The organism is Campylobacter sp. 2014D-0259 (assembly GCF_008000505.1).
GTDB lineage: Bacteria > Campylobacterota > Campylobacteria > Campylobacterales > Campylobacteraceae > Campylobacter_D > Campylobacter_D jejuni.
Genome location: NZ_VOAQ01000014.1, coordinates 1 through 13288, shown reverse-complemented (window position 1 = coordinate 13288; position 13288 = coordinate 1). Strand labels below are relative to the sequence as shown.

Sequence of the window (13288 nt, the reverse complement as noted above, 5' to 3'; positions counted from 1 at the left end):
TTAACTTATTTTTCTTTTTATTAATAATGCCTTTGCATTGTCTTTAACAACTTCTTTGGTTATTACAATATCATAGTCTTTATACTCTGGTAACTCAAACATTAAATCTACCATCATTTCTTCTATAATACTTCTAAGCCCCCTAGCCCCTGTTTTTCTCTCCAATGCAAGTTGTGCGATAGCTCTTAGAGCATCTTCTTCAAATTTTAAATTCACTCCATCAATAGCAAAAAGCTTTTGATATTGCTTAATAATGGCATTTTTAGGCTCAGTTAAAATTCTTACCATATCTTCTTCATTAAGCTCATTTAAAGATGCAATCACATGCAAACGACCTATAAGCTCAGGAATCAAACCAAAATGCACCAAATCATCAGGTTCAATTTTCTCAAGTAAAGCTTTATTTTCTTCTTTTGCATCGTCAAAAAAGCCCACAACTTTATCGCCAAGTTTTCTTTTTAAGATAGTTTCCAAACCATCAAAAGCTCCACCACAAACAAATAAAATATTTGAAGTGTCAATTTGTATAAACTCTTGATTTGGATGTTTTCTTCCCCCTTTTGGTGGAATATTGACCAAACTTCCTTCGATAATCTTAAGTAAAGCTTGTTGCACTCCCTCTCCACTTACATCACGAGTAATAGAACGATTTTCACTCATTCTAGCAATTTTATCAATCTCATCAATAAAAACTATACCTTTTTGAGCTCTTTGCACATCTCCATCTGCAGCTTGTAAAAGACGTGTTAAAATATTTTCCACATCCTCACCTACATATCCTGCTTCAGTTAAAGAAGTTGCATCACAAATTGCTATAGGTACATCTAAAAATTTAGCTAAAGTTTGTGCCAATAAAGTTTTTCCACTTCCTGTTGGCCCAACAAGTAAAATATTTGACTTAAAAAGCTCTGTATCATCATCTTGAAGTTCGGCTTTAAAAAGTCTTTTATAATGATTGTATACTCCAACGCTAAAAACTTTTTTAGCTCTATCTTGTCCTATGACATAACGATCTAGATAAGCTTTTAATTCTTTTGGAGTGATATCTTTAAATTCTGTATTATGGCTTTGTTTAGGTTCTTTAAATTCTTTTTCTTCTCCATAAATAATACTATAAGCACCTTCAACGCAATATTCACAAATAAAAGCATCATCATTTTCATTTGCTAAAATCCTTCTTTGTGGATTCTCCACTTCATTGCAAAAACTACATTTTCTAGGCATTATTTTTACCCCTATAGACAGGAATTCCGCGCTTTGTTTCTAATATAAAATGGCACATTTTTTTAACATTTTCACTTTCTTGATTTTCAAGCAAATTTTTAGCATTTTCTTTTAAATCTCCTTGTCTAAATAAAGTTTTAAAAGCTCTACTAAGTCTATCTACTTCATCTTTATCAAAACGACGACGAATACCTACTAAATTTAAACTTCTAATACTTGCACGATTTCCTTCTGCTAAACAAAACGGTACTATATCCTGAGAAAGTGCACTTGCTCCTGCTATCATACAACCCTCACCTACTTTGACAAATTGGTGAATAGGTGTAAGCCCGCCTACAACCGTAAAATCTCCAAGCTCTACATGTCCTGCTAAAGTTGCATTATTAGCTAAAATAATATTATTACCTAAAAGACAATCATGAGCAATATGACAATAAGCCATAATAAAAGCATTATCGCCTATACGAGTAAAACCATCTCCTTTAGCTGTACCTGAATTTATCGTTGCAAATTCTCTAATAGTTGCATTTTTTCCTATAACAACACCGCTTTTTTGCTCTTCTTTATAAGATATGTCCTGAGGAATATCGCCTACTATAGCATAAGAAAATACACGAGAATGATCACCTATAGTTGTATCTGAAAGAATTCGAGCACCTTGTTTGATGACAACATCATTACCTATTTTAGCATCTTTGCTTACATAGGCATAAGCTTCTATTACAACATCGTCACCAAGTTGTGCACCCTCTTCAATCACCGCACTTGGATGAATTTTTTTCATTATTTATCCACTATCATAGCTTTAAGCTCGGCCTCTGCAACTAAATTTCCATCTACAAAAGCTTGCCCTTTAAAAATCCACATATTACCACGATTTTTAACCACGCTCATTTCATAATCAAGCCTATCTCCAGGACGCACAGGATTTCTAAATTTTGCTCCATCTATGCCTGTGAAATAAACTACTTTACTTTTTGGATCCACTTTATCTTCCATACTTTCAAAAGCTAAAACTCCACCTGTTTGAGCCATACCTTCTAAAATCAAAACTCCAGGATAAATAGGATGCCCTGGAAAATGTCCCATAAAAACATGGTCACTTATACTGATGTTTTTATATCCTCGCACCACTTCTTTAACTTTTAATTCTGTAATTTTATCTACTAGTAAAAAAGGATAACGGTGTGGTAAGATTTCTTGAATTTGCATTACATCTATCATTATTAAATTAACCTTGAAAACAATTAAAAATTTTATTATATAAAAAAATCATTAAAAATTACATTAACAAAAAAAGTTTTTCTTAATAAATTTCTTAAATTTTTGCAAGCACCTCTTGATTATCATGATAAATTTCACTTTTTGCTATCACTTCATATCTTGAAGGTAAAATATTTTCAAGGATGATAATAGGGCTAAGATTATAAGTTCCAAACAATTTATTGCGCCATCTAACTTCTGCTTGAATACTTAAAGGTTTTTTTAAAAAATCTTCAAAATTTTTCCATTTGTTTTTAAAAAACGCATTAAAACGCCAAAATTCCACAAAAACCATTTCATCTTTGGTACTTCTATAAAAGCCTTCTTTTAAATTTTGTTTTAAATTTTCCTCATCTAAAGAAAATCTTGTATAAGCGTTTTTAAAATGCGAATAAAATAAAATATGAGATTTAACGGGCTTTTTATCTAATTTTATCAAAGCGCTTAAAAGACGATAATTTAAAAATTTCTCTCTTAAAATTTGAAATTTTATACCCTTTTTTTCCCATAAAACTACTTTTTTATAAAGAGCTATTCTTGCTTCTATACTTGCAGGTAAAATTTGCTTATTTACAGGAGACATTAATTCATCAATAAAATTCTTATCTTGTTTTTGTTTTTTAAGCCCATAAATACAACCACAATAGTTTTGATGATAAAGCATTTCTTTTTTTGCTAAAGCAAACTGCCTTTGAGTGCCACCATTTTTACGAAAATCAGGAGCTAAAAACTCTACCCCATAAGGCTCACATTCTTTTTGTAAAGCATTTTTTAACTGTTCTAAATCTTTTTTAGGGCTGGTTAAAAGCGTAGTAGTAAGCTTTTTTTCTCCTATTTTAGCAGCAAATTTAACACTAGATCCCATTCTTACATCAAAGCAAATTTCACACCTTGCACCTTTTTCAGGCTCATCTTCATAACCACGCACAGCATTAAGCCATTTTTCATACTCATACTCACCTTTATGAAGCTTGATGCCAAGTTTATCACAAGATCTTTTTACGTCTAAAAATCTTAGTTCGTATTCGCTTAAAGGATGGATATTTGGATCATAAAAATATCCTATGATTTTTTCATCAGGATAAGTCTTTCTAAGTTCTTCAATAAAATAATGGCTATCTACGCTACAACAAATATGTACTAGCATTAAAGACTTTCAAGCACTTTTAAAGCATGATCTTTTACACGAACATTACTATAAATTTGAGCAATCTTACCTGTTTCATCGATAACAAAAGTAGAACGAATAAGACCTTCGTATTCTTTTCCGTAATTTTTCTTAAGCCCCCAAGCTCCATAAGCTTTAGCAACTTCTTTTTCACTATCGCTAAGTAAAATATGTTTTAAATCAAATTTAGAGATAAATTTTTCATGACTTGCCACGCTATCAGGACTGATACCAATAATCACCGCATTTTTACCACCAAATTTATCATAATTTGCACTAAAATCACAAGCTTCTGTAGTGCAACCTGGGGTATTATCTTTTGGATAAAAATACAAAATCACCTTTTTGCCAATAAAATCTTTTAATGCTATTTTTACCCCATCTTGATTTAAAAGCTCAAACTGAGGTGCTTTATCTCCTATATTTAAACTCATTTATTTGCCTTTGCTTTGATAGCTTCTACACTTTCTCCGCCAAAGCCTATGTCATAATTTTCCACATCTTCTAAAACCACAACAACTCTTTCTTTACTTTTATTATATTTCGTGCTTAAAAGTTCGGTAATATCAGCTATAAGTTCCGCTTTTTGTTCCTTGCTTAAAGACGGCTTTGCTAATTTGATATTTACTAATGGCATAATTTCTCCTTTTTAACGATAATTTTTCATAATTATTTCAAAAAATACCTAATATTTTTTTTAACAAAAAGCCTTAATTTAATAAAAGCTTATTGTTAGTATATTTTTGATAAAATCCCGATTTATTCTTAAAATAATATTTTTTAAGAAATAAACAACTATAAAAGGTAAAAAAATGATCTCAGCAGATAAAATTTGGATGGATGGAAAATTAGTTGATTTTAAAGATGCAACTTTGCACTTTTTAACCCATTCTTTGCATTATGGCAATGCTGTTTTTGAAGGAACTAGAGCCTATAAAACAGATAAAGGCTTAGCAATTTTCAGACTTGAAGATCACACCAAAAGACTTTTAGAGTCTGCAAAAATTACTCTTTTAAATTGTCCTTTTTCTCAAAAAGATCTTGAAAATGCACAAATTGAACTCTTAAAAGCAAACAATTTTCAAAGCAATGTCTATATCCGTCCTCTGATTTTCTTAGGCGATGGAGTTATGGGACTTTATCATATAAAAGCTCCTGTAAGAGTTGGAATTGCAGCTTGGGAATGGGGTGCTTACCTTGGAGAAGAAGGTTTAGAAAAAGGCATAAAAGTAAAAATTTCGTCTTTTGCAAGAAATAGTGTTAAATCATGCATGGGAAAAGCTAAAGCAAGTGCGAATTATCTTAACTCTCAAATTGCAAAATTTGAAGCAATTGAAGCAGGCTATGAAGAAGCTTTGATGCTTGATGAAGAAGGTTTTATCGCAGAAGGAACAGGAGAATGTTTCTTTATTGTAAAAGATGGGGTTTTAATCACACCTCCAAATGATTTTTCTTTAAAAAGCATTACTCAAGATACAGTGCTTAAAATCGCTCATGATCTTGGTATCACCGTGCTTCGCCAAAGAATTTCAAGAGATGAAGTTTATACTGCTGATGAAGCATTTTTTACCGGAACAGCCGCTGAAATCACACCTATTAACAATATTGATGCAAGAATAATAGGAAATGGTTTAAGAGGATCTGTAACTAAAAAACTTCAAGATGCTTATTTTGATGTAGTTTATGGACGCAATGAAAAATACGCATCTATGCTAACTTATATTTAAAAAAGGAAATAAATGCCAGCTGATTTGAATGATTATTTCAATAAAAAAAATGGAAATTCTAACAATAACGGAAACAACAACCGTCAAAATTTCAATTTCAAAGCACCAGAATTTAATTTTAAAGGTTTTGGGAAATTCTCTCCATTTGTTTATGGGGTGATTATTATTATCTTATTTTTAATCGTTGCAAAACCTTTTATGGTGATAAATTCTGGGGAAATGGGGATTAAATCAACAACAGGTAAATATGACCCAAATCCATTAGAACCAGGACTTCACTTTTTCTTACCTTTTGTACAAAAAATAACCATAATCGATACTAGAGTAAGACAAATCAACTATGCTTCTATAGAGGGAAGTAATGAAAATTTATCTTCAGGTTCAGGTGTTATTAATAAAAATAGTATTTCTGTACTTGATTCTCGTGGATTGCCTGTATCTATTGATGTTACAGTACAATACCGTTTAAATCCTTTGCAAGTTCCTCAAACCATAGCTACTTGGAGCTTAAATTGGGAAAATAAAATTATCGATCCAGTTGTTCGTGATGTAGTGCGAAGTGTTGTAGGAAAATATACAGCCGAAGAACTTCCTACTAATCGTAATACAATAGCCGCTCAAATAGAAGAAGGTATAAGAAAAACCATAGAAGCCCAACCAAACGAACCTGTAGAACTTCGCGCTGTACAACTTAGAGAAATTATTTTACCTTCAAAAGTAAAAGAACAAATCGAACGCGTGCAAATTGCAAAACAAGAGGCTGAAAGAACTAAATATGAAGTAGAAAGAGCTAATCAAGAAGCCTTAAAAAAAGCTGCTTTAGCTGAAGGGGAAGCAAATGCAACCATAATCAGCGCCAAAGGTAAAGCTATGGCTGTTAAAATAGAAGCAGATGCACAAGCTTATTCTAACAAAGAAATCGCAAACAGCCTAAACACCCCTTTGCTAAATTTAAAACAAATTGAAACTCAAAAAGAATTTAATGAAGCTTTAAAAGTCAATCAAGATGCTAAAATTTTCTTAACTCCAGGTGGAGCAGTGCCAAACATTTGGGTTGATACCAAAGATGCTAAAAAGCAAAGTGCTGCCAACATGAACTAAAGGATACACAAGTGGAGAAACTAAGAGAAATCGTGCTTTTTTACACTACTCATTTATATTTAGTAGATTATATGCTGATTTTATTAGTTTTTTTTCTCTTCACTTGTGTTTTACTTCTTTGTGTATTTTTACGCCATAGACCTATAGCAGCACTTTTTATTATTGCATTTGATATTATTATTTGTTTTTTAGTTTATATCTATGGGTATAAACTAATAGACAATGAAGTAAGAACTCGAAAAATCGCTATTACAGATCAAAAAATGATACAAAGCTCAAATGATTTAATTGTTGATTTTAACATTACAAATAATTCAAAAAATAATTTTAAAGAATGTAAAATTACAGCTAAAATTTTTGCAGATAAAATACCTAATGATAATATCATAGAAGAATATAAAAAGAAATTTATCCCTTTTAGACAAAAAAGTAGAGAAATTAAAGATCTAAAGAAAAACGCAACCCAAGTTCAAAGAATTGCTTTTGAAAATTTTAACTATGAAAATAACTATACCATACGCTTAGTTTCGGAGTGTTTTTAATGCATTTTACGATTTTTCATATTATAGCTTTTATCATTTTACTTATTTGCTTTGCCTTGATTTGTATTTTAATCTTTCTAAAAGTCAAACAGAAAGAAATGGCTTTGATTTCTTATACCATAGCTACTATTTTTACCGCACTTTTGATATATTCTATTTTTCTAACAATCAATCAATTCACCACTCAAGCCGATCTTAGCAAACTAACCTACACAAGAGATCTAAGACATGAAAGCGTTATAGTAAGTGGAAAAGTTCAAAATCTTACTAAATTTGAAATCAAAAAATGCTATTTGATACTTAGCATATTAAACCAACAACAAGTAGGAGGTGAAATTTTCAATGATAAAAATATCCGTAACGCTAAAATGCAAAATACAAGTGTTTCTTATACTATAGAAATCATAGACACACTCCCGGGTAATACCTATAAAGAATTTAGAGCTAGCGTTCCTTTTCCTCCAACTTTTAATAATCCTGAATTTTATCACACCTTAAAATGTATTTGATTCAAGAAATCAACTAGCAAAAATTCTAAAATACATTAATTATTCACATAACAAAACAATAATTCCGCTATAAATTATATAAATATTAATAATAATTTAAGTTTTATTAATATAATATTTATTAATATAGAAGATAAGGAGTCAATCAACCTTTAAATCTAAAAGCACTTTGCTAAATGAGAGTTAAAAATGGGAGGGAAAATAAAGCTATAAAAAGCTTATATCTTAAAACTCAACGAGATCGAAATGGGCTCAGAAGTATTAATCTGGGCTCAAAACAAACTTTTTTTATAATTGAAGTTTTATCTTTTCTAAAAAACAATAAGTAAAATATAATTAACTCAAATTTATTATATCAATAAAGAATAATATTAAAGCACCAAAAATAAGTAATCTTAGTAAAAATTATACAATTAAGTAATAATTAAATTGCATAGTATTAAAATACATTTACATCAAATTTATATTAAGGAATTAGTAATGAAAAAAATTTTCATTTCTTTTGTTGTCCTAGCGACATGTTTATGGGCAAAAAATACCGCCTATACCGATGAAGTTGTATCGCTTTATCTTAATAAAGATGATACTAAAGTCATAGGAAAACTTTTACCTACAAATCCTTTTGAAGTGTTAAAAAGCGAAAATAACAGGGTTTTGCTAAAAATTGATGGTTATGTAAATCCTAAAGCACCTTCTGTGATTTATTTCAATGACTCTCAAAGAATTATTGTTGCAGCTTTTTCTAAAAATACAAAATTAAATTTCTCTCAAAGAATAACTGGAAAAAATGGCAAATGGGATAAGGTAAGCCTTGAAATTTGGGCAGATAAAAAAGAATTTGTCAAAGACAATAAAGAAATGTTAAATCGAGCCAAAGAGCTTTTTGTAAATAACTGCGGAATTTGCCACGCTATCCACAAAGAAAAAGAATTTACAGCTAATGCTTGGCCTGCAATTTTCCGTTCTATGGCTGATAGAACAGGTATTGATAAAAAAGACAGATGGCTAGTTATAGAATACTTACAAAAAAACGCAAAAGATTTTAAAACAAAATAAGGAGAAAAGCATGCTAGATAGAAGAAAATTTTTAAAAATTGGAGCGAGCTTAAGTGCTTTACCTCTCATTCCAAGCTTAAGTGCAGGAAAAACCGTAGAAGCTTCAAAAGTTAGCCTCGGACTTGTAAAAAATGGAGAAGTGATCACCGCAGCACACTGGGGGATTTTAAAACTTACTATAAAAGATGGCAAAATAGTAAAAAGTGAACCTTGGGAAAAAGTTACAAAAATGGATAATCCTTTACAGCACTATACCGCCGATATGGTTTATAAATCTCGTGTGAAGTACCCTTATGTGCGTAAATCCTACCTTGAAAATCCTGACAATCCTAAACCTGAACTTCGCGGAAAAGATGAGTTTGTTCGCGTAAGTTATGATGAAGCGATCAAACTCATCGCCAAAGAACTTAAAAAAACAAGAGATAGTAAAGGCGCAAGTGCGATTTTTGGTGGAAGTTATGGCTGGAAATCAAGTGGAAATATGCAAAACTCACGTATCTTGCTTCATAGATTTTTAAATGTAACAGGTGGATTTGTAGGAGCTACAGGGGACTATTCTACAGGAGCTTCTCAAGTGATTATGCCTTATGTTGTAGGATCGATTGAAGTTTATGAGCAACAAACCTCATGGGAAAATATCTTAAGTGATTCTAAATATGTTGTGATTTGGGGTGCTGATCCACTTTCTACTTTACGTATAGCTTGGACTTCAAACGAACAAAGAGGTTTGGCATATTTTGAAAAACTTAAAGACAGTAAAATCAAAGTAATTTGTATAGATCCTGTAAAAACCACTACAGCAAAATTTTTAAATGCCAAATGGATAGCTCCACGCCCAAATACCGATGTAGCTTTAATGATGGGCATGGCAAGCCATTTAATCGCTAAGAAAAAAGTCAATTACGAGTTTTTAGACACTTACACTACAGGCTTTGATAAATTTAAAGACTATTTAGAAGGCAAAGAAGATGGAGTTAAAAAAGATACCAAATGGGCAAGTAAAATTTGCGGTATCGATGAAAAAACTATCAAAAATTTAGCTGAAACTTTTTATGATAATTCTACTATGATTATGAGTGGTTGGGGTATGCAAAGAGCACATCATGGCGAACAGCCTCACTGGATGTTAGTTACTCTTTGTGCGATGTTAGGACAAATCGGCACAAAAGGAGGTGGTTTTGGACTAAGCTACCATTACAGCAATGGTGGTGTTCCAACTTGCAAAGGCGGAGTGATCGGCGGTATGACAGCAGGTAGCTTAGGGATTTGGAAAAATGGTAAATTTAAAGGCTTAAGCAAAGCAGAAGCTTCAAGCGAAGGTGCAGAATGGCTTCAAAATGCAGCGAGTTATTCTTTCCCTGTAGCAAGAATCGCTGATGCTTTACTTCATCCTGGAAAAACCATAGATCATAATGGTGCTAAAATCACTTATCCTGATATTGATTTTATCTACTGGGTAGGTGGAAATCCTTTAGTGCATCATCAAAATACCAACACTAATGTAAAAGCATGGAGAAAACCACGCACCGTTGTGGTAAATGAAATTTACTGGACTCCAACAGCTAAAATGGCAGATATTGTTATGCCTGTAACTTCATCTTATGAAAGAGATGATATTACCATGACAGGAGATTATTCAAATATGCATATAGCTCCTATGAAACAAGCAGTTGAGCCTGTGGGTGAGAGCAAAGATGATTATGTAATTTTCTCTGATATTTGCAAAATTTATGGAAAAGATGTCTTTAATGCCTACACAGAAAATGGCAAAAAAGCTAAAGATTTCATCAAAGAATACTACAATAGCGCCCTAAAACAAACTCAAAGTTTTGGCGAAGCTTTTGCTACTCCTATGCCAAGTTTTGAAGAATTTTGGGCTAAAAATGAACCAATCACTTTTGAACCAACAGCTGAAAGTTTAGAATGGACTCGTTTTTCAGAATTTATAGAAGATCCTATCTTAAATGCTCTGGGTACAGATTCAGGACTCATTGAAATTTACTCAGAAACGATTAAAAATTATAATTATGATGATTGCAAAGCCCACCCTACTTGGTTTGAGCCTATTGAATGGCTTGGAAATGCAAGCAAAGAAGCACCTTTCCACTTGCTTACAAATCACCCAAGAGATCGCTTGCACTCTCAACTTTGCCACACAAGCTTAAGAGATACTTATGCAATAAAAGATAGAGAGCCGATTTTAATCAATTCCAAAGATGCAAAAAAACTTGGTATAAAAAATGGCGATGTAGTGCGTGTGTTTAATAAACGCGGTGAAGTTTTAGCAGGGGCGGTTGTAAGTGATGAAATCATGCAAGGGGTTGTAAGACTTTGCGAAGGTGCTTGGTATGATCCTAATGAAAACGGACTTTGCAAATGTGGAAATGCAAATGTTTTAACCATGGATATACCAACTTCAAAACTTGCCAATGGCAATATCTCTCACACAGGACTCGTAAATATAGAAAAATTCAAAGGTGAACTACCAAAACTTACTGCCTTTAGCGCCCCAAAAGGTGCGAACTAAATTTAAGAAAGCCGCAAGGCTTTCTATTGTCCAAGCAAATTTAAACTCAAAGCCATTATTGCCATTCCTGCTATAAGTCCATATAAACTATCATGAGCCTTATCATAAGTTTTTGCAGCGGGCAAAAGCTCATCAAGAGATATAAAAACCATAATTCCTGCAATCACAGCAAAACTTATAGCTAAAGTAAGATCGCCTATAAAAGGCAATAAAATCAAAGCTCCAACAAAAGCACCCAAAGGCTCTGCAAAACCCGAAAGAGCTGAATAAATAAAAGCTTTTTTCTTATCTCCTGTAGCATGATAAATCGGCAAACTCACAGCCAAACCTTCTGGGATATTGTGTATAGCCACAGCTATAGCTATAGCAATTCCTAAAGTAAGATTATCAAGACTTGAAATAAAAGTAGCAAAACCTTCTGGGAAATTATGTATAGCAATAGCCAAAGCTGTAAAAATCCCTGTACGTTTTAAAGCTTTAGTATTGATCTGATGCAACTTTTCTCCAGGATGAAATTTCGGAGGATTTTGTCCTTTTTGGGGTAAGGGACAAATTTTTAACTCGCTTAAATCCTCTTTAGGTTCGTGAGGATTGACATCTTCGGGGATTAATTTATCAATCAATAAAGATATTAAAATTCCACCAAAAAAACAAGCTAATCCCAAAAGCTCAGCCCAATGCGAATCATAGTGATTTTTAAAATCTTTAAGTGCAGTAGGTAAAATTTCCATGAAAGAAATGTATATCATTACTCCAGCTGAAAAACCAAGCCCCAAAGAAAGCACTCTTAAATCATCTTTTCTGGAAAAAAAGGCTATTATAGAACCTATAGCCGTAGAAAAACCTGCAAAAAGAGTCAATAGCATTGCGATAAAAATTTGTTCGAATGTAAATTGCATTAATATTCTTAAATAAATAATATTTTAAAACTCTTTATATTTATAAAAAGTTAATACTTGGTAAAAATATACAAAATAATTAAAAATTTTTGATTTTTTATGTAAAAAATTCACTTTTTATACGCTTTTTCTCTTATTTTTTGCTAGAATAATATTTTTATTTTATTTTCAATATAAATATAGGAGTTATAATGCAAAAAATAAATTCAGGTAAATCCGTTGGAATTTCAGCCAAGCTTACACTATGGGTTGGAATTTTAGTTGTATTAATTTTAGCAATCACAAGTGCTGTTAGTTACTTTGATGCCAAAAATCACACATATGAATTGCTAAAAGAAAATCAATTAAAAACTATGGATGATGTTAAAGTAACTTTTGAAAACTATTCCAAAAGCAAGCAAAAAGCTATAGAGGTTCTAGCATATGAAAGTGCTAAAAAATTAGAAGATGAAAATATTTCACTGCTTCTAGATTCTTTTAAGAAGGCGTTTGATTTTGATATTGTTTTTATTGCGTTTGATAAAAACAACAAAATGCTTTTGTCAAATGGAACAATTTTAGATAAAAAATCAAATTTTGACATTACAAAACAAATTTGGTATCAAGAAGCAAAAAATAACAAAGGCATCACAATAACTCAACCATATAAATCCCCTATAGATCAAGAGATTGGTATAACTTATGTTTTCCCTATTTATAAAAATAATCAACTTATAGCTTTCGTTGGAGGCGATTACAATCTAGATAAATTTTCCAAAGATGTATTATCTTTAGGACACTCATCAACTACTTATGCTGCTGTTTATGACTCTGAAGGAAGAATTATTTTTCACGAAGTGCTTGATAGAATTTTAACAAAAAACACTTTAAGCGTTAATATTGCTAACACCATAAAAGAAAACCCTGAATATATAGATCTAAATAAGAGAGATATTCTTTTTCCTGTATTTGATGATAAAGGTATCAAATATGAAGCAATGTGCGATACAAGTTCCAATGGATTATATCGTATTTGTGCTGTAACTTTAGATAGTAACTATACTTCCGCTGTTAATTCCATTTTAATGAAACAAGTTATAGTCGGTATTATAGCTATAATCATAGCTTTAATCTTGATTAGATTTTTAATCAGCAGAAGCCTCTCCCCACTTGCAGCTATCCAAACAGGTTTAACTTCATTCTTTGATTTTATCAACCATAAAACAAAAAATGTTTCTACTATAGAAGTAAAAAGCAATGATGAATTTGGACAAATCTCAAATGCTATCAATG

14 protein-coding genes are annotated in these 13288 nt (G+C 31.6%); 7 read left to right on the top strand and 7 right to left on the bottom strand.

Annotation, left to right across the window (positions count from 1 at the left end):
- From clpX to SR63_RS02360, 6 genes are all read right to left on the bottom strand, one after another.
- Positions 1 to 1224 carry an ATP-dependent Clp protease ATP-binding subunit ClpX gene (clpX, locus tag SR63_RS02385; protein ID WP_002864582.1) on the bottom strand — a complete coding sequence of 408 codons (1224 nt, stop codon included), beginning with the start codon at positions 1222 to 1224 and terminating at the stop codon, positions 1 to 3.
- A complete protein-coding gene (gene lpxA / locus SR63_RS02380) occupies positions 1217 to 2008 on the bottom strand; it encodes an acyl-ACP--UDP-N-acetylglucosamine O-acyltransferase (RefSeq protein WP_002854387.1) in 792 nt (263 codons plus the stop codon). The genes clpX and lpxA overlap by 8 nt, the downstream gene beginning before the upstream one ends.
- Positions 2008 to 2448: a 3-hydroxyacyl-ACP dehydratase FabZ gene (fabZ, locus tag SR63_RS02375; protein WP_002851782.1), complete on the bottom strand. Its 441-nt coding sequence runs from the start codon at positions 2446 to 2448 to the stop codon at positions 2008 to 2010. Before fabZ ends, lpxA begins: the two co-directional genes overlap by 1 nt.
- A 94-nt stretch (positions 2449 to 2542) precedes the next feature.
- Positions 2543 to 3634 carry an epoxyqueuosine reductase QueH gene (locus SR63_RS02370; RefSeq protein ID WP_002865940.1) on the bottom strand — a complete coding sequence of 364 codons (1092 nt, stop codon included), beginning with the start codon at positions 3632 to 3634 and terminating at the stop codon, positions 2543 to 2545.
- Positions 3634 to 4089 carry a thioredoxin-dependent thiol peroxidase gene (gene bcp, locus SR63_RS02365; protein ID WP_002851665.1) on the bottom strand — a complete coding sequence of 152 codons (456 nt, stop codon included), beginning with the start codon at positions 4087 to 4089 and terminating at the stop codon, positions 3634 to 3636. The genes SR63_RS02370 and bcp overlap by 1 nt, the downstream gene beginning before the upstream one ends.
- Complete coding sequence (locus SR63_RS02360) at positions 4086 to 4292, bottom strand: 4-oxalocrotonate tautomerase family protein (RefSeq protein ID WP_002857551.1); 207 nt, start codon at positions 4290 to 4292, stop codon at positions 4086 to 4088. Before SR63_RS02360 ends, bcp begins: the two co-directional genes overlap by 4 nt.
- Positions 4293 to 4467: 175 nt before the next feature.
- On the opposite strand from SR63_RS02360, the gene ilvE reads away from it, so the two are divergent.
- The 6 genes from ilvE to SR63_RS02330 all read left to right on the top strand — a co-directional run bounded on the left by ilvE (position 4468) and on the right by SR63_RS02330 (position 11117).
- Complete coding sequence (gene ilvE, locus SR63_RS02355; RefSeq protein WP_002857493.1) at positions 4468 to 5382, top strand: branched-chain-amino-acid transaminase; 915 nt, start codon at positions 4468 to 4470, stop codon at positions 5380 to 5382.
- Positions 5383 to 5394: 12 nt separating this feature from the next.
- Positions 5395 to 6483, top strand: a complete 1089-nt coding sequence (locus tag SR63_RS02350) for a prohibitin family protein (protein ID WP_002854522.1) — start codon at positions 5395 to 5397, stop codon at positions 6481 to 6483.
- 11 nt (positions 6484 to 6494) lie between these two features.
- On the top strand, positions 6495 to 7025 hold the full coding sequence (locus tag SR63_RS02345) for a DUF2393 domain-containing protein (RefSeq protein WP_002858737.1): 531 nt from the start codon (positions 6495 to 6497) through the stop codon (positions 7023 to 7025).
- Positions 7025 to 7534, top strand: coding sequence for a DUF2393 family protein (locus SR63_RS02340; protein WP_002864577.1), 510 nt, complete (start codon positions 7025 to 7027; stop codon positions 7532 to 7534). The genes SR63_RS02345 and SR63_RS02340 overlap by 1 nt, the downstream gene beginning before the upstream one ends.
- Positions 7535 to 8014: 480 nt before the next feature.
- The gene (locus tag SR63_RS02335) at positions 8015 to 8590 is read left to right on the top strand and encodes a cytochrome c3 family protein (RefSeq protein ID WP_147498345.1); all 576 of its coding nucleotides are present in this window, start codon (positions 8015 to 8017) and stop codon (positions 8588 to 8590) included.
- 10 nt (positions 8591 to 8600) lie between these two features.
- On the top strand, positions 8601 to 11117 hold the full coding sequence (locus SR63_RS02330) for a molybdopterin guanine dinucleotide-containing S/N-oxide reductase (RefSeq protein WP_010891848.1): 2517 nt from the start codon (positions 8601 to 8603) through the stop codon (positions 11115 to 11117).
- Positions 11118 to 11140: 23 nt separating this feature from the next.
- Here the strand turns inward: SR63_RS02330 and zupT are convergent, their stop codons facing one another.
- Complete coding sequence (gene zupT / locus SR63_RS02325; protein WP_002851840.1) at positions 11141 to 12016, bottom strand: zinc transporter ZupT; 876 nt, start codon at positions 12014 to 12016, stop codon at positions 11141 to 11143.
- A 191-nt stretch (positions 12017 to 12207) separates the two neighbouring features.
- Here zupT and SR63_RS02320 point away from each other — a divergent pair.
- Positions 12208 to 13288, top strand: a 1081-nt coding sequence (locus SR63_RS02320) for a cache domain-containing protein (protein WP_187106436.1), incomplete at its 3' end; no start/stop codon positions are given.